The sequence below is a fragment of the Pseudomonas sp. MBLB4123 genome (assembly GCF_051904775.1).
In the GTDB taxonomy this organism is placed as follows: Bacteria; Pseudomonadota; Gammaproteobacteria; order Pseudomonadales; family Pseudomonadaceae; genus Aquipseudomonas; species Aquipseudomonas benzenivorans_B.
The window spans coordinates 798,312-815,250 of the sequence record NZ_CP196711.1 but is presented as its reverse complement, the minus strand read 5'-3'; the positions used below and the strand labels follow the sequence as shown (position 1 = coordinate 815,250).

Sequence of the window (16,939 nt, the reverse complement as noted above, 5' to 3'; positions counted from 1 at the left end):
GTCACTCCTCGAAGGACAGCCGGGCGCTGCCCAGGCCGTCGATGGTCAGTTCGAAGCGGTCGCCGGCCCGCGCCGGCTCCAGCGGCACCAGCGAGCCGGAGAGGATGATCTCGCCGGCCTTGAAGGGAATGCCGAAGGCGCCCAGGGTGTTGGCCAGCCAGGCCACCGCGGTCAGCGGGTTGCCCTGCACCGCCGAGCCCAGGCCCTCGCTGATCTGCGCGCCGTTCTTGAATACCCGCATGCGCAGGTTGGGCAGGTCCAGCTCGCGCGGATCGACCCGCTCGGCGCCGAGCACGAAGACCCCGCAGGAGGCGTTGTCGGCCACGGTGTCCTGGATGCGAATCTTCCAGTCATGGATGCGCGAGTCGACTATCTCGAAGCAGGGCATCACGCACTCGGTGGCGTCCAGCACGTCCTGCTCGGTGACGCCGGGGCCGACCAGGTCGCGTTTCAGCTTGAAGGCGATCTCGCCCTCGGCGCGCGGCTGGATCAGCTTGTTGGCGGACAGCGAGATCGCCGCGCCGTCGGCGAAGCTCATGTCGCGGGTGATAAAGCCGAAGTCCGGCTGGTGCACGTCGAGCATGCGCTGCACGGCCGCCGAGGTAACGCCGATCTTCTTGCCGACTATGGCGTCGCCGGCGGCCACCCGCCGCTGCACCACCTGCAGGGAGATGTGGTAGGCGTCCTCGATACTGATGGCCGGCCAGCGCGCGGTCAGCGGCTGCAGGGTGGTGCCGCTGCTCAGGGCCTGGTACAGCGCCTCGGCATGCTGGTCACGCAAGGCCTGAGTCATGGCCGGCCCTCCGCGAAAAAGTCCAGGCACTGGCGGTTGAACAGCTCGCGGTGCTCGACCATCACCCAGTGCCCGCACTCGCTGAGCAGGGTGAAGCGGATGTTGCGGCAGGCCTGCATCAGGGTCTGCGCCCCGGACGCCGGGCAGAATTTGTCGTTCATCCCCCAGAAGCCGAGAATCGGGCAGGCCAACTCGCCCAGGCGCGCGCTCAGGTTCGGTACCTGCATGCTGCTCAGTACGCAAGGCGGCTGCTGCGCCACCACCGCCACCCGCTCGGCCACGGTCTCGTCGTCGATCAGCGCCGGGTCGAACAGTTGCAGGGTCAGCAGCCGGCGCATGCCCGCAGCATCGTTCAGCTCACCATTGACGAAGGCCGCCGCCATCTGCTGGATGCCTTCCATCTGCAGGTAGTACTGCTCTTTTTCCATCAAGCCGCCTGGCGCCATCAGCACCAGCTTGCTGACCCGCGCCGGTTGATCCAGGGCCAGTTTGAGGGCGATCGCACCGCCCAGGGAGTTGCCCACCAGCACGCAGCGCCGGATGTCCAGGGCATCCAGCAGGCCGACCAGGGCGGCGACGAAAAAGTCCAGGCTGTAGGTGGTTTCCGGCTTGTCCGAGGCGCCGTAACCCGGCAGGTCGGGCACCAGCACCCGATAACCGGCGGCAGCGAACTGCGGGTAGTTCTGCTTGAAATTGCTGTGGCCGCTGGCGCCGGGGCCGCTGCCGTGGATAAACACCAGCGGCTCGCCCTGCCCGGCCCCAAGATCTAGATAGTGCAGTCTGAGTCCATCGTTCAGCGTGACGAAATGCCCTTGCGGTCTAGCGCCCATGGGGTCCTCCTGGGAGTTCGCGGTTTAGCGGATTATTCCCAGCCCCCTGCTGGGCAACATCGTCCGACAGGACTAGCAGCCGCCCTAGTCCGCTCGGACGTAGGCAGCGCTGGCGCCGCGCCCTAGCCTCGCGTCTATCCCGAACCGAGGAGCGAAACAACGATGCGCGATCCCATGGATTTTCGCGGCAAGGTGGTGCTGGTGACCGGCGGCGGCAAGGGCGTCGGCCGCGGCATCAGCCAGCGCTTTCTGCAATGCGGCGCCGAGCTGGTGATCTGCGGGCGTGAAGCGCCGCCCAGCCTGCCCGAGCATGACGGCCGCCAGGCGCTGTTCCTGCCCTGCGACCTGCGCGACTGGGAGCAGGCGGTGGCCCTGATCGACGCGGTGGTCGAGCGCTTCGGCCGCCTCGACGTACTGGTCAACAATGCCGGCGGCGCGCCCAATGCCGACGCCGCCACGGCCTCGCCGCGCTTCTCCGAGGCGATCATCCGCCTCAACCTGCTGGCACCGCTGAACCTCTGTCAGCTGGCCAACCGGGTGATGCAGCAGCAGGCCGAGGGCGGCGCCATCATCAATATCTGCAGCGTCAGCGCCACCCGCCCCTCGCCGGGCACCGCCGCCTATGGCGCGGCCAAGGCCGGGCTGCTCAACCTGAGCCGCTCGCTGGCGGTGGAGTGGGCGCCCAGGGTGCGGGTCAACGCGGTGACCGCCGGGCTGATCCGCACCGAGCAGGCCGAACTGCACTACGGCGATGCCGCCGGCGTGGCCCGGGTGGCGGCGACCATTCCGCTGCAACGTCTGGCCGAGCCCGAGGATATCGGCGACAGTTGCCTGTACCTGGCCTCGCCGCTGGCCCGCTACGTCAGCGGCGCCGACCTCTGCGTGCACGGCGGCGGCGAACGCCCGGCCTTTCTCGACGCTGCCCGGGAGCATTGAGTGGAGCCTTCACAGATGACCTCAAGCGCCAGCCATAGCCTGCATATCGAGCTCCCCCAGGAACAGGTCTGGGACAAACTCCGCGACCTGAGCCTGGCCCCCCATTACGTGCCGAACCTGACCGGCTGCCAGCTGCATCGCGGCCCTGCGCACGGCCAAGGCGCCAGTCGCCGGGTACTGCAGAAGAACGGCCAGTGGCTGGATGAGACGGTGGAAGAATGGCGCGAGGGCGAGGGCTTTCTGATCCGCCTGCACCGTGGCGCCAAGGGCGCGCCGCCACCCTTTCGCCAGGCCTGGTTCCGCTACGCCATCGCCCCGGACGGCACGCGCACGCGCTTCACCGCCAGCCTGATCTACCGCCCGGCCGGCGGGCTGTTCGGCCGCCTGCTGGACCGCCTGCTGCTGAGGCGGGCGCTGAACAAGGTGGTGGCGCAGATCGCCGTCAACCTCAAGGTCTTCTACGAGACCGGCGAGACGCAAAACCCGGCGTTCAAGCCGCGCGACATCTAGCCCCGCAGGAGGGGTTGAGCCTGCGATCTCATGGGTGGAGTCCCACGGCCGCGATGGGAGTCGCTGCGCGCCTCCCATCCCAGGTTCTGACACCGATCACGGCCTGGTCTACGGAGCCGACTGCCCCACTACCTGCGAATGCGCACGAAAACGCGTCTCGACTATCTGCCAGCCAGCCTCGGTCAACCGATAGCGGTCCTGGTAAAAGCCGCCGAGCTGGCGGGTGGCGCCGCTCTCGCCGTCCAGGTTAAAGTAGTAGAGCGCCCAGCGCGCCGAAGCCTCGGTCGCCGAGCGCAGCTCGATCTCCGGGTTGGCGCCGTGGTGCAGATCGATCACCGCGTCCCGGCAGACCAGCTCGCGGTACAGGGCGACGAAGCTGTCACGCTCCTCGAACACCCCGAGCGGGCCGTAGTCGATCAGTATCTGCCCCTCGGCGAAGCAGTCGCGGATGGCCTCGACATCCTTCAGGTCGCAGGCGTTCAGGTAGCGGTGCTTGAGCTGGCGGATCGCCTCCAGCGCCTCCAGCCGGGCAATGCGTTGCTCCAGGCTCATGCTGCACTTCCCATCTGCAGGTTGAGCGCACTCCAGTAGGCCTTCATCGAGCGGATCTTGCCGGCGTCGTCGAACTCCATCACGTCGATCACCTCGATCGAGCAGCGCTCGCCGCTCCAGTTCAGGTCCACACGAAAGGCCATGGCGCCACAGCCATTGAGGGTGGCGCGCACCGGCCCGCTGAGCGTCGCGCGGGCCTCGCTCAGGCCCAGGCCCTCGCGGTAGAAGGCCTCGATGGCCTCGATGCCGACTATCGGCGCCTGGCCCACCGGGTCCTCGACCACCGCATCGGCGGCGTACAACGCGACTATGCCGTCGATATCGCCGGCATCCACCAACTCGATGTAACGCGCCATGCATTGCTGTATCTGTTCCGGTTTGATCATCTGCAGTCCCTTCGGGGGGTTATGGTTTGACAGCTGCCTGGGGTTTGTTGGGTTGCGCGGCCCAGCCTATGCGCGGGCGCTCGGGTTCCTCGGCGGACAACGGCGTGACCGCCTCGATCCCTTTCAAACAGCGGCCCGCCAGCTCCTGGTAGAGGGCCGAACCACGGCGCTTCCAGGCGATCTCGTCGGCCGTCAGGCCGCGCACCCAGCGCGCCGGCTGGCCGGCGAACAGGCTGTTGGCGGGAATCGCCTGCCCCGTCTTGACGAACGCCAGGGCGGCGACGAAGGCGTTTTCGCCGACCTCGACCCCATCCATCAACACCGCATGCATGCCGACCAGGGCATTGGCACCCACCCGGCAGCCGTGCAGGATGGCGCCGTGGCCGATATGGCCGCCCGGCCCGACCCACATCTCGGCGTCCGGAAAGGAATGCAGCACGCAGTTGTCCTGGACGTTGGCTCCGGTCTCGATGCGGATGCGCCCGAAGTCGCCGCGCAGACAGGCGCCCGGGCCGATATAGCAGTGCGCAGCGATGATCACGTCACCGATCAGCACCGCATCCGGATGGACGAAGGCGGCCGGATCGACCACCGGAATAACGCCCTCGAAGCCATAGACCTTGGCCATCGCCTCCTCCTTTCCTGGCCGTCCGCGCCGGCGGACTTAGAGCACCTCGAACAGCGCCGCGGCGCCCATGCCGCCGCCGACGCACATGCTCACCACCACGTAACGCAGGCCGCGGCGCTTACCCTCGAGCAGGGCGTGGCCAACCATGCGCGCGCCGGACATGCCGAACGGATGACCGATGGCGATGGCGCCGCCGTTGACGTTCAAGCGCTCGTCGGGAATGCCCAGGCGGTCGCGGCAGTACAGCACCTGGCAGGCGAAGGCCTCGTTGAGCTCCCACAGGCCGATGTCATCGACCTTGAGGCCGTGGCGCTTGAGCAGCTTGGGAATGGCGAACACCGGGCCTATGCCCATCTCGTCGGCGTCGCAGCCGGCCACCGCCAGGCCCCGGTACAGGCCCAGGGGCGCCAGGCCCTTGCGCTCGGCCAGCGTGGCGCTCATCAGCACCGAGGCGCTGGCGCCGTCGGACAGCTGCGAGGCGTTGCCGGCGGTGATGCAGCGACCCGGTCCGCTCCACTGCCCGCCCTGCCACACCGGCTCCAGCGCCGCCAGGCTGTCACGGCTGGTATCCGGGCGGTTGCACTCGTCCCGCTCCAGGGTGACGCTCTGGTAGCGGGTCTCGCCGCTGGCCTTGTCGAAGATCGCCTGGCGGCTGGTCAGCGGCGCCAGCTCGGCGTCGAACAGCCCGGCGCGCTGGGCCTGGGCGGTGCGCAGCTGGCTCTGGTAGCTGTAGTCGTCCTGGGCCTCGCGGCTGATGGCGTAGCGCTCGGCGACTATCTCGGCGGTCTCGATCATCGGAATATAGGCCCGTGGGTCGTGCGCCAGCACCTCCTCGGACTGATTGCGGTAGAGGTTCTTGTGCTTGTTCTGCACCAGCGAGATGGACTCCAGACCGCCGGCCACGGCGATGTCCAGCTCGTCGCAGATGATCGCCTTGGCCGCCGTGGCGATGCTCATCAGGCCCGAGGCGCACTGGCGCTCGATGGCCATGCCGGCCACGCTCGACGGCAGGCCGGCGGCCATGGCGCACAGCCGGCCGAGGTTGTAGGACTGGGTGCCCTGCTGCGCCGCGGCGCCGATCAGCACGTCGTCCACCTCACCCGGCTCGAGGCCGGCGCGGCGCACCGCCTCGGCCACCACGTGGCCGCCCAGGGCCGGCGCCTCGGTGTCGTTGAAGGCGCCGCGAAAGGCCTTGCCGATCGGGGTACGGGCGGTGGAGACGATGACGGCTTCTTTCATTACTGAATCCTCGGATTGTTACGGCGGGGATCTGCATCCCTCGCCCCACCCTTCTCCCGGCGGAAGAAGGACGCACAGCGGTTCTGCTAGCCCGGATGCAACCCGGGGAAATTCCGCTCCCGGATTGCATCCGGGCTATAGGACTGAAAGCGTCGCGAACGCAGGCAAGGCGGCAGTAGCACCGCGCGCGAAGCCCGCAGCAGCTTTCAGCTCGGGTAACTTTCAGCTCGGGTAATAACGGCTGATGGTGTCGACCACGCAGGCCGGGCGTTCCTCACCCTCGATCTCCACGGTCACCCGGGTGGTGGCCTGTACGCCGCCCTTGACCTCCTCCACCGCGATCAATTGCGCGCTGCCGCGTACCCTGCTGCCTGCCTTGACCACATTGGGGAAGCGCACCCGCTCGCAGCCGTAATTCACCCCCATGCTGATGCCGCGCACCTCGAGGATCTGCGGCAGGAACAGGTTGACCAGACTCAGGCTCAGGTAGCCGTGGGCGATGCAGGCGCCAAACGGGCCGCTGGTCGCGCGCACGGGGTCGACATGAATCCACTGGTGGTCGCCGGTGGCCTCGGCGAACTGATCGATGCGTTGCTGCTCCAGCGTCAGCCAGTCGCTGTGGCCCAGTTGTTCGCCGACCCGGTCGGCCAGCGCAAAGGGCGTCTCGAATATCTGCGGCATGCTCAGGCCCTCTGGCTGGAGACCGACAGCACTTCGCCGGTCATATAGGAGCTGTAGTCGCTGGCCAGGAACATCATCACGTTGGCCACCTCCCAGACTTCCGCAGCGCGGCCAAAGGCCTCGTTGGCCGCCAGCTGCTCCAGCACCGCCTGCGGCGCGGATTTACGCAAGAAATCGTGCAGGGCGATGCTCGGGCTCACCGCGTTGATGCGGATGCCATGCTCGGCGGCTTCGACCGCGGCGCAGCGGGTCAGCGCCATGACCCCGGCCTTGGCGGCGGCGTAGTGGCTCTGCTCCTTCTGCGCGCGCCAGCCGAGCACCGAGGCGTTGTTGACTATCACCCCGCGCTGACGCGCCATCATCTTCGGCAGCATGGCGCGGGTCATGCGCATGGTGCCGGTGAGGGTCACGTCGAGCACCCGGCTCCACTCCTCGTCGCTCATCTCCACCAGCAGCCGCGAGCCGCCCAGGCCGGCGTTGTTGATCAGCACATCGACGCCGCCCAGCTCACCCTCGGCCGCCTCGATCAGCGCCTGCACCTGGGCCTCATCGGCGACGTTGCAGACCTGGCTGAATACCTGCTGCAACCCGCTCTGCTCGCGGATCTTTGCCACCGCCTCGGCCAAGCGGCCCTCGTGGATATCGCTGATAAACAGCGCCCGGCAACCTTCCTCGGCGGCGCGCAGGGCGGCGGAGAAACCGATGCCGGCGCCGGCGGCGGCGGTGATCAGCACCGATTTGCCGCGTAGCAGGCCGTGACCCGGCACGTAATGGGGAATGGACATGGGCAATCTCCTCGACAGGGCTTCAGCCGCGCACGCGCGGTTCGCGGGGCATGCCCAGCGCGCGTTCGGCGATGATGTTGCGTTGAATTTCGTTGCTGCCGCCGTAGATGGTGTCCGAGCGGCTGAACAGGAACATCGACTGCAGGCGGCCCAGTTGGTAGGGCCCGCCCTCCAGCAGCTCGGCGTCGGCGCCGAGCACGTCCATGGCCAGCTTGCCCAGCTCCAGGTGCCAGGTGGACCAGCCCAGCTTGTAGATCATCGCCTCGCGCTGCAGCCGCCCGTCCTGCGGGCCCGAGAGCATGCGCAGGGAGTTGGCGCGCAGAATGCGCAGGCCGCTCCAGGCCTTGGCGATGCGCTGGCGCAGCAGCGGATCGGCGGCGGCGCCATTGGCCTTGGCGATGGCGATGATCTCTTCCAGCTCGTTGTGAAACAGCATCTGCTGGCCCAGGGTCGAGACCCCGCGCTCGAAGCCGAGCAGGGCCATGGCGATCTTCCAGCCCTCCCCCGGCGCGCCGAGAATATTGGCCGCGTCGGTCTCGGCGTCGTCGAAGAACACCTCGTTGAACTCGCTGGTGCCGGTCAGCTGCTCGATCGGCCGCACCGTGACGCCCGCCTGGGCCATGGGCACCAGCAGGAAGGACAGGCCCTGGTGGCCGACGCTGCCCGCTTCGGTGCGGGCGATGACGAAGCACCAGTCGGACTCGTGGGCCAGGGAGGTCCAGACCTTCTGCCCGTTGATCCGCCATTTGCCGCCGGCCTCGTCCAGCGTCGCGCGGGTCTTGACGTTGGCCAGGTCCGAGCCGGCGCCCGGCTCGGAATAGCCCTGGCACCAGAACTCGGTGCCGGCGACTATGCCGGGCAGCAGGCGGCGCTTCTGCTCGTCCGTGCCGAAGGCGGCGATGGTCGGCCCGGCCAGGCCCTCGCCGATATGGCCCATGCGTCCGGGACCGCCGGCGCGGGCGTACTCCTCGTGGAAGATCACCTGCTGGTTGATCGACAGGCCACGGCCGCCGTGCTCCGGCGCCCAGCCGACGCAGGTCCAGCGGCCCCCTGCCAGCTTGCGTTCCCAGGCCTTGCGCTGCTCGGGAAAGCTGTGCTCGTCGCCCGGGCCGCCGCGAAAGCGCAACTCCTCGAACTCGCCACCCAGATTGGCCGCCAGCCAGGCGGCGACCTCGGCGCGAAATGCCTCGTCCGCGGCGGTGAATCCTAGCTTCATGGCTGTTCTCCAGCTTGTGGGGCGTCCAGCAGCGCGGCGGCGATGCGCTCGCGGTGCCAGGACGGCGCGCCGAGGAAGGCCTCGCCGGCCCGGGCGCGCTTGAAATAGAGGTGCGGGTCGTATTCCCAGGTGAAGCCGACGCCGCCGTGCAACTGGATGGACTCGGCCGCACAGTGGAAGAAGGCCTCGCCGCACTCGGCCTTGGCCAGGGCCGCGGCCAGCGGCAACTCGGCGGCCACCGCCGGGTCGCCGGCCGGGTCCAGCGCTTCCTGGGCCACGCAGGCGGCGTAGTAGGCCGCCGAGCGGGCGCACTCGACCTGCAGCATCATGTCCGCGGCGCGGTGCTTGAGCGCCTGGAAGCTGGCGATCGGCCGGCCGAACTGCTGGCGCTCCTGCATATAGGCGACGCTCAGGTCGAGCACCTGCTGGGCGCCGCCGGTCTGCTCGGCCGCCAGGGCCACGCAGGCCAGTTGCAGCACCCGCTGCAGCAGCGCGCCGGCCTGCCCGGCCGGGCCCAGCAGGGCCTCGACCGGAACATAGAGGTTGTTCAGTTCGATGTGCGCCAGCTTGCGGGTCTGATCCAGGGTCGGCGTCAGCCACCGGCCGATGCCCGGGCTGTCGGCCGCCACGGCGAACAGGCTGATGCCATCCAGGCCGCTCGAGCCCGGGGCCCGCGCGGCGACGATCAGCAGCCCGGCGCCGTGGCCGTCGACCACCTGGGCCAGCTCGCCGTTCAGCACGAAGCCCTCGCCCTCGGCCCGCGCCGTGGCGCCCAGGGTCGTGGCGTCCCAGCCACGCCCCGCGCTGAAGGCCAGGGCCGCGGTCAGGCTGCCCTCGGCGATCGGCGGCAGCCAGCGGCTGCGCTGGGCCTCGCTGCCGCCCAGCAGTAGCGCCGGGGTGGCCAGGCAGGCTGTGGCGAAGAACGGCGAACAGAGCAGGCGGCGGCCCATCTGTTCCAGGAGGATGGCCAGTTCGACGAAGCCCAGGCCCAGGCCGCCATGGGCCTCGGGGATATGGATGGCCGACCAGCCCATCTCGCCACACAGGCGCTGCCAGAGCGCGGGGTCATGGCCCAGCTCGCTGGCCATCGCCGCCCGCACCGCGGCGGAGTCTGAGACATCCGCGAGAAAGCTCTCGGCGGACTCGCGAATCATGTCCTGCTCGTCGCTGAATGCAAATTCCATGGTCTGTGCCTTGTCACTGATCGGGTCGGGCACCCGGAACTGCGCCCGCTTGCCGGGGAGTCTGGCGGCAATGGCCGGGCGGCAAATCGTTAGCGCTGACTAGTCCGAATGGCCGATGCCAGGGCCGCCCCGCTCAGCGGCCAGAGCAAACCGCCCCCCTGGCGCCAGGCGGACGTGTTTAGGCCGAGGCCGATGGGCGTATAGTCATGCTCCACAGACAGCCAATGCGTGGGGAGTGAGAAGGGAATGGACGAGCAGCAGCCAGCGCCGGTCAGCGACGAACAGATTGGCGCCTATATGCAGCGCCAGCTCAGGTCTGGGCGGGTCAAGCCGGCCGTGCTGGTGGAGCTGACGCAGAAGAACTTCCCGGAGGTTCCCCGCGAACGCCTAGTGCGCTGCTTCAACCAGTTGGACTCGTCGCTGTTCAAGCGCTAGGGGCCGGCTGGTTTGGCGGCCGCAGCCCAACAGCCACGCCCCAGCAAGGTCGCCCAGCGCCCGAGGACCCAGCATGAAGTCGCCAACCCCCTACTTCCGCGAGGCAGGCTCCGGCCCCGCCGTGGTCTGCCTGCACGCCAACGCCAGCAGCTGCAACCAATGGCGCGCCCTGCTGGAGCACCTCGCCCCCGAGTTCCACGTGCTGGCCGCCGACGCCTACGGCGCGGGCCAGAGCCCGGCCTGGCCAGGGGAGCGCCCACTGACGCTGGGCGACGAGCTGGCGCTGCTCGAGCCGGTGTTCGCCCGCGCGGGCGCGCCCTGCACCCTGGTCGCCCACTCCTACGGCGCCGCGGTGGCCTTGCTCGCGGCAGTGACGCAGCCCCGCCGCATCCGCGCCCTGGCCCTGTACGAGCCCACCCTGTTCGCCCTGCTCGACGCCGAAAACCCGCCGCCGAATGCCGCCGATGGCATCCGCGCCACGGTGGCTGCGGCGGTAGCCGAACTGGAGACCGACAACCCGGCCGGCGCCGCCGAACACTTCATCGACTACTGGATGGGCAAGGGTTCATGGGCCCGCATGCCGGCCACGCGCCAGGGCCCGATTGTCGCGACCATCGGCAACCTGCCCGGCTGGGCGCACGCCCTGCTCGGCGAGCCCACGCCCCTGGCGGCGTTCGCCGCCTTGAATGTGCCCGTGCTCTATATGATCGGGCAAAACTCCCCAGCTTCGTCGCGGGCCGTGGGGCGGCTGCTGACCGCTGCCCTGCCGCGGGTGCAGGTGATCGAGTTCGAAGGGCTGGGGCATATGGGGCCGATCACTCACCCGGACGTAGTTAATCAGGCCATTGCGCGCTTTCTCGCGGGCTGAGGGGCTTGGGGCTAAATGGCTTCGCGACTTTTACGACGATCCGCTGATGGGGCAGTCGGGTGATCGTGGTCAGGCGTATGGGCGTGTAATGGCGTTGTGCCCGGCATGGCGCATAGATGGCGAGCCCCAACTAATAAACTCCCCTCCCTTCTTGTCGACGCTGCGTTTGACCCGCACACCGACGATACCCCGCCGCATCTGCATTGCTGCTAAACGACCCTTTTCGCCCTTACGGCGAGTTACTTGATTCGCTACGCTCACCCTTCGGGCCAGCCTGCGGCTGTTACTTCGCTTCGCTCCGTCTCTCTTTGCTCGCGCGAAAGAGACTTTTTATATCAGGGTCAGCAAAGAGAAAGCGCGCCCGGCATACGGGTTTCGCTACGCTCAACTTCCCTCGCTCCGGTGCTGTTCCGAGGGTCGTCACGAAGGGCCATCCCTGGCCCATCGTTCCTCGTTTGGCATCCATGCCAAATGCCCTTCTACACAGCACCTCCACTCGGCCTCCTGACGGGCCCCCGGACCGCGTCGTCTGGACGAACTGTGCAACCCAGCAGCAAAGAGCTTTTGATCGTGCCCACGCGGAGCGTGGGAACCATCAAGGGATGGCCCTTCGCAGCGGGCCATCGGAGCAATGATGGAGTGAGGGAACCCGCCGTAGGCAGGCCGAATGCAGGGGCAAGCCCTCTTGGTTACTTCTGGGGCGACTGCCAGAAGTGACCCGCCGTAAGGGTGGAACCTAAGTGCAAAGCCAATAACTAGGCGGCGGCCTGAACGCCAACCTGAGCGCCAACCAAGCCTCGCGGCCAAGGCCTTCTCCCCGCTAGACGATATGCGCCGCAAAGCCGATGCGCTCCGGGGCGATGTCGGCGCGCAGGGTGAGTTCGGGGATCTGGTAAGCCCCGCCGTTCTGCGGACGGTAGGGGATGGGCGCGGTGTCGAACAGCGCGTCCAGGCGCGCGCCGAGCTTCTCGCGAATCCCCGCATAACGGTCTTGGTCGATACGCCCGGTGCGGTACACCACGAACGGCGGCAGCACGTCGAAGCCGGGGTAGTAGAGCACCCCGTGGTGGATGGGAAACAGCAGGTCGTCTATCGGTCCGTGGATGCCCCGTGGACCGAAGTGGGACTCCCAGCCGCCGGCGGTGACCAGCAACATGGCGCGCTTGCCGGCCAGGCTGCCTTCGCCGTAGCGGTCGCCCCAGCGGCTGGCCGAGTGCTCGCCCAGACCGTAGGCGAAGCCGTGGGCATAGACGCGCTCCACCCAGCCCTTGAGGATCGCCGGCATGGAGAACCACCAGAGGGGGAACTGCAGGATGACGGCATCCGCCCAGCGCAGCTTGTCCTGCTCGCGCGCGATGTCCGGGCTTTGCCGGTCGTTCTCGAAGGCACGCTTGGAGTCCAGGGATGGGTTGAAGCGCGCCTCGGCCGGCGGGTCGAGACTGTCCTGGGCATCCAACGCGGCCTTCCAGTTCATGGCGTACAGGTCCGACACCTGCACCGCGTGACCGGCCGAGGCCAGGCGCTGGACCGTGAAGTCCCTGAGCGAGCCGTTCAGCGAGCGGGGTTCGGGATGGGCGTAGACGAGCAGAACATTCATGGCGGGGTCTCCAATACCAGGGGCGCGCAGCTTGGCGTGGCACCAGGTATATTTGAAATGAATATCCAATATCCCAGGTATTGTCATGACTAATTTACGCCGGCTGGACCTCAACCTGCTGGTGACCCTCGACGCCCTGCTCGCCGAGCACAACGTGACCCGCGCTGCGGAGCGCCTGCACTTCTCCCAGCCCTCGGTCAGCGTGCACCTGGCCAAGCTGCGGGAGATCTTCGACGACCCCCTGCTGCTGCCGGGGCCACGAGGCATGCGCCCCACCAGCCGCGCGGAGGAACTGCGCGAGCCGCTGCGCCAGGCCTTGGAGGCGATGCAGCGGGTGGTCGCGCCGGCCAGCCCCTTCGACCCGGCCGAGGCGAACCACAGCTGGCGCGTCGCCGCCACCGACTACAGCGAATCGACCGTGCTGCTGCCGGCCCTGCCCGCCTTGCGCGCGGCCGCTCCCGGCACCCGCCTGGCGGTGTTCGAACTGGCCCCGCAGCGCATCGCCAAGCAGCTGGAGAACGCCGAGATCGACCTCGCCTTTCATGTCAGCGACGAGGCCCCGGCCGGCCTGCATCGCCGCGCGCTGTTCCAGGAACGCTACGTGCTGGTAGGCCGCGCCGGGCATCCAGGCCTGCGCAAACGGCCAACGCTCGCGCAGTTCTGCGCGCTCGAGCAGGCGATAGTCTCGCCGGATGGCGGCGGCTTTCACGGCATCACCGACCAGGCGCTGGCCGCGCGGGGCCTGACGCGCCGGGTGGTGCTGTCGGTGCCGCACTTCCTGTTCCTGATCTCGGTGCTGCAGCGCAGCGACCTGGTGGCCATGCTGCCCTCGCGCCTGGTGCGGGACAGTGCCGCGCTGCAAGTGGTCGAGGCGCCCGTCGAGGTGACGGGCTACGAGATGGCCCTGATCTGGCACGAGCGAGCCCACCGCGACCCCGCCCATCGCTGGCTGCGGGAATTCATCGCCGGTTCGCTGTAAGCGCCGCAGGCCCGCCGAGCTGCCGCCCATAAAAAACCGGGCCATTAGGCCCGGTTCCTGGCGGCGCAACGATGTTCAGCTGCCGTACACCTTCTGCGCCGGCACGGCCTCGGCCAGCAATTGCTCGACCACCTCGCCCAGCTCCTCCGCCTGCCAGCGCCCGCCCTTGTCGCGTTCCGGGCCCTTGCGCCAGCCGTCGGCGATGGACAGCTTGCCGCCTTCCACCTCGAACAGCCGGCCGCTGACCTGCTGGGACTGCTCCGAGCCGAGCCAGACCAACAACGGCGCGACGTTTTCCGGGGCGAAGTAGTCGAAGCCCTGCTCCGGCTTCTGCATCACCGCGGCGAACACCTGCTCGGTCATGCCGGTGCGCGCGGCCGGGGCCAGGGCGTTGGCGGTGATGCCGTAGCGCGCCAGCTCGGCGGCCTGGACCAGGGTCAGGGCGGCGATGCCGCCCTTGGCCGCGGCGTAGTTGGACTGGCCGATGGAGCCCTGCAGCCCTGCGCCGGAGCTGGTGTTGATGATCCGCGCCTTGACCGTCTGGCCGCCCTTGGCCTGCTCGCGCCAGTATTTGACCGCGTGGCTGGCCAGGCAGAAGTGGCCCTTGAGATGCACCGCCATCACCGCGTCCCAGTCGGCCTCGGTGAGGCTGGCGAACATGCGGTCGCGGCAGATGCCGGCGTTGTTCACCAGCACGTGCAGGTCGCCGAAGGCCTCCAGGGCCTGGCGCACTATGGCGCCGGCCGCGGCATAGTCGGTGATGTCGCCGTTATTGGCCTGAGCCACGCCGCCCTGGGCGCGGATCTCGGCAACCACTGCTTCGGCGGCGGCCAGGTTGATGTCGTTGACCAGCACCTGGGCGCCGGCGGCGGCGAAGGCCAGGGCATAGGCCTTGCCCAGGCCACCGCCGGCGCCGGTGATGATCACTACGCGGTCTTTGCAGATTGCCATTTTGTTCTCCAGAAACGCGGGGGAAAGTTGGCCCCTGAAGCGTCACGAACGCCGTATGGCCGAACGCAGTAGCTTCAGGGGTAGCCCGGATGTAATCCGGGGGCGCGCCGTCCCGGATTGCATCCGGGCTACGGGTCACAGCCTCTCGATAATGGTGACGTTGGCCTGGCCGCCGCCTTCGCACATGGTCTGCAGGCCGTAGCGACCGCCGCTGCGTTCCAGCTCGTGCAGCAGGCTGCACATCAGCCGGGTGCCGGTGGCGCCGAGCGGGTGGCCGAGGGCGATGGCGCCGCCGTTGACGTTGGTCTGCGCGTGGGGGTAACCGGTCTCCTTGAGCCAGGCCATGGCCACCGAGGCGAAGGCCTCGTTGATCTCCACCAAGTCGATGTCGTCCAGGCGCAGGCTGGCGCGCTTGAGCGCGTAGGCGGTGGCCGGAATCGGCGCGGTGAGCATCCAGATCGGGTCGTCGGCGCGCACGCTGAGGTGCTGGATGCGCGCGCGCGGGGTCAGGTCGTAACGCTTGAGCGCTGCCTCGGAGACGATCAACAGGGCGCTGGCGGCGTCGCAGGTCTGGCTGGACACCGCGGCGGTGACCCGGTCGCAACCGAACAGGAAATCCAGCTCGGCCATCTTCTCCAGCGAGGTCTGGCGTGGCGTCTCGTCCTGCTCGACCCCGGCCAGCGGCACGATTTCGCGGGCGAAACGGCCTTCGGCGATGGCGCGCAGGGCGCGCTGGTGCGACTCCAGTGAATAGGCTTCCAGCGCCTCGCGCGACAGTCCCCACTTCTCGGCGATCATCTGCGCCGCCTTGAACTGGGTCGGCGGCTGGCTGCCGTAGCGGCGCACCCAGCCTTCGGAGCCGCTGAAGGGGTCGGAAAAACCCAGCGGCTCGGCGGCGATCATGGCCGAGGAGATGGGGATCTGGGTCATGGTTTGCACGCCACCGGCGATCACCACGTCCTGGGTGCCGCTCATCACCGCCTGCGCGGCGAAGTGCACGGCCTGCTGCGAGGAGCCGCACTGGCGGTCGATGGTGGTGCCGGGCACCGCCTGGTCGAGGCCGGCGGCCAGCCAGCTGGTGCGGGCGATGTCGCCGGCCAGCGGACCTATGGTGTCGACGCAACCGAAGATCACGTCGTCGTAGTCCTGCTCGGGAATGCCGTTGCGCTCGACCAGGGCGCGCAGCACATGGCCGCCCAGGTCGGCGGCGTGGATCTGGCTCAGGCCACCCTTGCGCCGCCCGGTGGGGCTGCGCAGGGCGTCGACTATATAGGCTTCGGGCATGGGAAGAGCTCCTGTCTATTACTGGAAGGTCTGCCCGGCGCCCGGGCACAGGGCCCCGCCGAACAGCGCCTGACGGATGCGCGCCTTGTGCCAGCCGCGGTCGCCCCAGGCCTTGTCCAGGGCCCAGGCGCGTTTCATAAAGATCTGCAGGTCGACCTCCCAGGTGTAGCCCATGGCGCCGTGGGTCTGGATGGCGTTCTTGGCCGCCAACAGCGCGGCCTCGGCGCAGGCCAGGCGCGCATGGGCGACCTGCACGGCCGCCCCCGGCTGGCCCTCGGCCAGGGCATAGGCGGCGCGGTACAAGGGCCCCTTGGCGAACTCGATCTGCACCGCGACGTTGGCCATCAGGTGCTTGACCGCCTGGAAGGAGCCCACCGGCTTGCCGAACTGCTTGCGTTCGAAGCTGTAGTCCACCGCCAGGTCGACCATGCGCTTGGCCAGGCCGAGCAACTGCGCCGCCGTGCCGAGGGCGCCGCGATTGCCGGTGGCGGCCCAGAGCGCACGGCCCTGCTCGGCGGCGCCCACGCGGGTGGCGACGCTGGGCGTCCAGTCGACGCGAAACAGCTGGCGGCTGGGGTCCACCGATGGGTTGCGGGTCAGTTGCACCGCCGCCCGCGGCAGCGCGTGCACCTCGTCGCCATGGGGCAGCAGCAGCAGGTCGGCGACATGCGCATCGCTCACCAGCGGGTTGCCCGGCTGGCCCACCGCCAGGCGCGCACGGCCCTCGGCGACGCGGCTCAGCCAGTCGTTTTGCAGCTCCAGTTGCTCGTCGCCCAGACCACTGAGCAGCGGCACGCCGAGCAGCACTGTATCCACCAGCGGCTCGGCCAACCCGGCATAGCCGCATTCCTGGGCCAGCAGGACGAAGTCCAGCTCGTTCATGCCCAGGCCGCCGTGGGCTTCCGGCACGCTGAGGGCGGTCAGGCCCAGCTCGGCGAGCTGCGTCCACAGCTCGTCGCTGCGTCCGCTGCCGGTCTGCCACAGTTCGCGGATGCGCTCGGGGGTGACCTCGTTGGTCAGGAAGCTCCTGACGTTGGCCTGGAACAGCAGTTGATCCTGGCTAAAGCTAAAGTCCATGACGCCCC

Annotated in this window: 19 protein-coding genes; 5 read left to right on the top strand and 14 right to left on the bottom strand. The window is 68.6% G+C overall.

The annotated features are described in order from the left end of the window. Nucleotide 1 precedes the first annotated feature (1 nt). Nucleotides 2–793: a fumarylacetoacetate hydrolase family protein gene (locus tag ACSX1C_RS04095; protein WP_439888356.1), complete on the bottom strand. Its 792-nt coding sequence runs from the start codon at nt 791–793 to the stop codon at nt 2–4. Continuing rightward, nucleotides 790–1,623 carry an alpha/beta fold hydrolase gene (locus ACSX1C_RS04090; protein ID WP_439888355.1) on the bottom strand — a complete coding sequence of 278 codons (834 nt, stop codon included), beginning with the start codon at nt 1,621–1,623 and terminating at the stop codon, nt 790–792. The genes ACSX1C_RS04095 and ACSX1C_RS04090 overlap by 4 nt, the downstream gene beginning before the upstream one ends. 162 nt (nt 1,624–1,785) lie before the next feature. Here ACSX1C_RS04090 and ACSX1C_RS04085 point away from each other — a divergent pair, with 162 nt between their 5' ends. Beyond that, a complete protein-coding gene (locus tag ACSX1C_RS04085) occupies nt 1,786–2,559 on the top strand; it encodes an SDR family oxidoreductase (protein WP_439888354.1) in 774 nt (257 codons plus the stop codon). 15 nt (nt 2,560–2,574) lie between these two features. Beyond that, complete coding sequence (locus tag ACSX1C_RS04080) at nt 2,575–3,069, top strand: SRPBCC family protein (RefSeq protein WP_439888353.1); 495 nt, start codon at nt 2,575–2,577, stop codon at nt 3,067–3,069. 108 nt (nt 3,070–3,177) lie between these two features. On the opposite strand, the gene ACSX1C_RS04075 is transcribed toward ACSX1C_RS04080, so the two are convergent. From ACSX1C_RS04075 to ACSX1C_RS04040, 8 genes are all read right to left on the bottom strand, one after another. Further along, nucleotides 3,178–3,621 (bottom strand): nuclear transport factor 2 family protein, encoded by a 444-nt coding sequence (locus ACSX1C_RS04075; RefSeq protein ID WP_439888352.1) that lies wholly within the window; start codon nt 3,619–3,621, stop codon nt 3,178–3,180. Beyond that, the gene (locus ACSX1C_RS04070; RefSeq protein WP_439888351.1) at nt 3,618–4,007 is read right to left on the bottom strand and encodes a steroid Delta-isomerase; all 390 of its coding nucleotides are present in this window, start codon (nt 4,005–4,007) and stop codon (nt 3,618–3,620) included. The genes ACSX1C_RS04075 and ACSX1C_RS04070 overlap by 4 nt, the downstream gene beginning before the upstream one ends. A gap of 19 nt (nt 4,008–4,026) precedes the next feature. Next, the gene (locus ACSX1C_RS04065; protein WP_439888350.1) at nt 4,027–4,635 is read right to left on the bottom strand and encodes a transferase hexapeptide repeat family protein; all 609 of its coding nucleotides are present in this window, start codon (nt 4,633–4,635) and stop codon (nt 4,027–4,029) included. 36 nt (nt 4,636–4,671) lie between these two features. Then, on the bottom strand, nt 4,672–5,874 hold the full coding sequence (locus ACSX1C_RS04060; protein WP_439888349.1) for an acetyl-CoA C-acyltransferase: 1,203 nt from the start codon (nt 5,872–5,874) through the stop codon (nt 4,672–4,674). A gap of 222 nt (nt 5,875–6,096) precedes the next feature. After that, nucleotides 6,097–6,555, bottom strand: a complete 459-nt coding sequence (locus ACSX1C_RS04055) for a MaoC family dehydratase (RefSeq protein WP_439888348.1) — start codon at nt 6,553–6,555, stop codon at nt 6,097–6,099. 2 nt (nt 6,556–6,557) lie between these two features. Further along, a complete protein-coding gene (locus tag ACSX1C_RS04050; protein ID WP_439888347.1) occupies nt 6,558–7,340 on the bottom strand; it encodes an SDR family oxidoreductase in 783 nt (260 codons plus the stop codon). Nucleotides 7,341–7,362: 22 nt separating this feature from the next. Continuing rightward, nucleotides 7,363–8,556, bottom strand: a complete 1,194-nt coding sequence (locus ACSX1C_RS04045) for an acyl-CoA dehydrogenase family protein (RefSeq protein WP_439888346.1) — start codon at nt 8,554–8,556, stop codon at nt 7,363–7,365. After that, entirely contained in the window at nt 8,553–9,740 is a 1,188-nt protein-coding gene (locus ACSX1C_RS04040) for an acyl-CoA dehydrogenase family protein (protein WP_439888345.1), read from the bottom strand. Before ACSX1C_RS04040 ends, ACSX1C_RS04045 begins: the two co-directional genes overlap by 4 nt. A gap of 246 nt (nt 9,741–9,986) precedes the next feature. Between ACSX1C_RS04040 and ACSX1C_RS04035 the strand changes: the two genes are divergently transcribed. Both ACSX1C_RS04035 and ACSX1C_RS04030 read left to right on the top strand, forming a co-directional pair. After that, nucleotides 9,987–10,175: a hypothetical protein gene (locus tag ACSX1C_RS04035; RefSeq protein WP_439888344.1), complete on the top strand. Its 189-nt coding sequence runs from the start codon at nt 9,987–9,989 to the stop codon at nt 10,173–10,175. Nucleotides 10,176–10,248: 73 nt separating this feature from the next. Continuing rightward, nucleotides 10,249–11,043 carry an alpha/beta fold hydrolase gene (locus ACSX1C_RS04030; RefSeq protein ID WP_439888343.1) on the top strand — a complete coding sequence of 265 codons (795 nt, stop codon included), beginning with the start codon at nt 10,249–10,251 and terminating at the stop codon, nt 11,041–11,043. 820 nt (nt 11,044–11,863) lie between these two features. Here ACSX1C_RS04030 and ACSX1C_RS04025 read toward each other — a convergent pair. Next, nucleotides 11,864–12,640 (bottom strand): NAD(P)H-dependent oxidoreductase, encoded by a 777-nt coding sequence (locus ACSX1C_RS04025; protein WP_439888342.1) that lies wholly within the window; start codon nt 12,638–12,640, stop codon nt 11,864–11,866. 85 nt (nt 12,641–12,725) lie between these two features. Between ACSX1C_RS04025 and ACSX1C_RS04020 the strand changes: the two genes are divergently transcribed. Next, entirely contained in the window at nt 12,726–13,619 is an 894-nt protein-coding gene (locus tag ACSX1C_RS04020; RefSeq protein ID WP_439888341.1) for a LysR family transcriptional regulator, read from the top strand. Between the two features lie 75 nt (nt 13,620–13,694). Here the strand turns inward: ACSX1C_RS04020 and ACSX1C_RS04015 are convergent, their stop codons facing one another. From ACSX1C_RS04015 to ACSX1C_RS04005, 3 genes are all read right to left on the bottom strand, one after another. Beyond that, nucleotides 13,695–14,570, bottom strand: a complete 876-nt coding sequence (locus tag ACSX1C_RS04015) for an SDR family oxidoreductase (RefSeq protein ID WP_439888340.1) — start codon at nt 14,568–14,570, stop codon at nt 13,695–13,697. Between the two features lie 135 nt (nt 14,571–14,705). Then, nucleotides 14,706–15,854: an acetyl-CoA C-acetyltransferase gene (locus tag ACSX1C_RS04010; protein WP_439888339.1), complete on the bottom strand. Its 1,149-nt coding sequence runs from the start codon at nt 15,852–15,854 to the stop codon at nt 14,706–14,708. A gap of 18 nt (nt 15,855–15,872) precedes the next feature. Then, complete coding sequence (locus tag ACSX1C_RS04005; RefSeq protein WP_439888338.1) at nt 15,873–16,931, bottom strand: acyl-CoA dehydrogenase family protein; 1,059 nt, start codon at nt 16,929–16,931, stop codon at nt 15,873–15,875. Nucleotides 16,932–16,939: the final 8 nt, after the last annotated feature.

Coding starts and splice junctions, on each gene's coding strand:
- ACSX1C_RS04095 (WP_439888356.1), bottom strand. CDS start 793: ATGACTCAGGCCTTGCGTGACCAGCATGCCGAGGCGCTGTACCAGGCC.
- ACSX1C_RS04090 (WP_439888355.1), bottom strand. CDS start 1,623: ATGGGCGCTAGACCGCAAGGGCATTTCGTCACGCTGAACGATGGACTC.
- ACSX1C_RS04085 (WP_439888354.1), top strand. CDS start 1,786: ATGCGCGATCCCATGGATTTTCGCGGCAAGGTGGTGCTGGTGACCGGC.
- ACSX1C_RS04080 (WP_439888353.1), top strand. CDS start 2,575: ATGACCTCAAGCGCCAGCCATAGCCTGCATATCGAGCTCCCCCAGGAA.
- ACSX1C_RS04075 (WP_439888352.1), bottom strand. CDS start 3,621: ATGAGCCTGGAGCAACGCATTGCCCGGCTGGAGGCGCTGGAGGCGATC.
- ACSX1C_RS04070 (WP_439888351.1), bottom strand. CDS start 4,007: ATGATCAAACCGGAACAGATACAGCAATGCATGGCGCGTTACATCGAG.
- ACSX1C_RS04065 (WP_439888350.1), bottom strand. CDS start 4,635: ATGGCCAAGGTCTATGGCTTCGAGGGCGTTATTCCGGTGGTCGATCCG.
- ACSX1C_RS04060 (WP_439888349.1), bottom strand. CDS start 5,874: ATGAAAGAAGCCGTCATCGTCTCCACCGCCCGTACCCCGATCGGCAAG.
- ACSX1C_RS04055 (WP_439888348.1), bottom strand. CDS start 6,555: ATGCCGCAGATATTCGAGACGCCCTTTGCGCTGGCCGACCGGGTCGGC.
- ACSX1C_RS04050 (WP_439888347.1), bottom strand. CDS start 7,340: ATGTCCATTCCCCATTACGTGCCGGGTCACGGCCTGCTACGCGGCAAA.
- ACSX1C_RS04045 (WP_439888346.1), bottom strand. CDS start 8,556: ATGAAGCTAGGATTCACCGCCGCGGACGAGGCATTTCGCGCCGAGGTC.
- ACSX1C_RS04040 (WP_439888345.1), bottom strand. CDS start 9,740: ATGGAATTTGCATTCAGCGACGAGCAGGACATGATTCGCGAGTCCGCC.
- ACSX1C_RS04035 (WP_439888344.1), top strand. CDS start 9,987: ATGGACGAGCAGCAGCCAGCGCCGGTCAGCGACGAACAGATTGGCGCC.
- ACSX1C_RS04030 (WP_439888343.1), top strand. CDS start 10,249: ATGAAGTCGCCAACCCCCTACTTCCGCGAGGCAGGCTCCGGCCCCGCC.
- ACSX1C_RS04025 (WP_439888342.1), bottom strand. CDS start 12,640: ATGAATGTTCTGCTCGTCTACGCCCATCCCGAACCCCGCTCGCTGAAC.
- ACSX1C_RS04020 (WP_439888341.1), top strand. CDS start 12,726: ATGACTAATTTACGCCGGCTGGACCTCAACCTGCTGGTGACCCTCGAC.
- ACSX1C_RS04015 (WP_439888340.1), bottom strand. CDS start 14,570: ATGGCAATCTGCAAAGACCGCGTAGTGATCATCACCGGCGCCGGCGGT.
- ACSX1C_RS04010 (WP_439888339.1), bottom strand. CDS start 15,854: ATGCCCGAAGCCTATATAGTCGACGCCCTGCGCAGCCCCACCGGGCGG.
- ACSX1C_RS04005 (WP_439888338.1), bottom strand. CDS start 16,931: ATGGACTTTAGCTTTAGCCAGGATCAACTGCTGTTCCAGGCCAACGTC.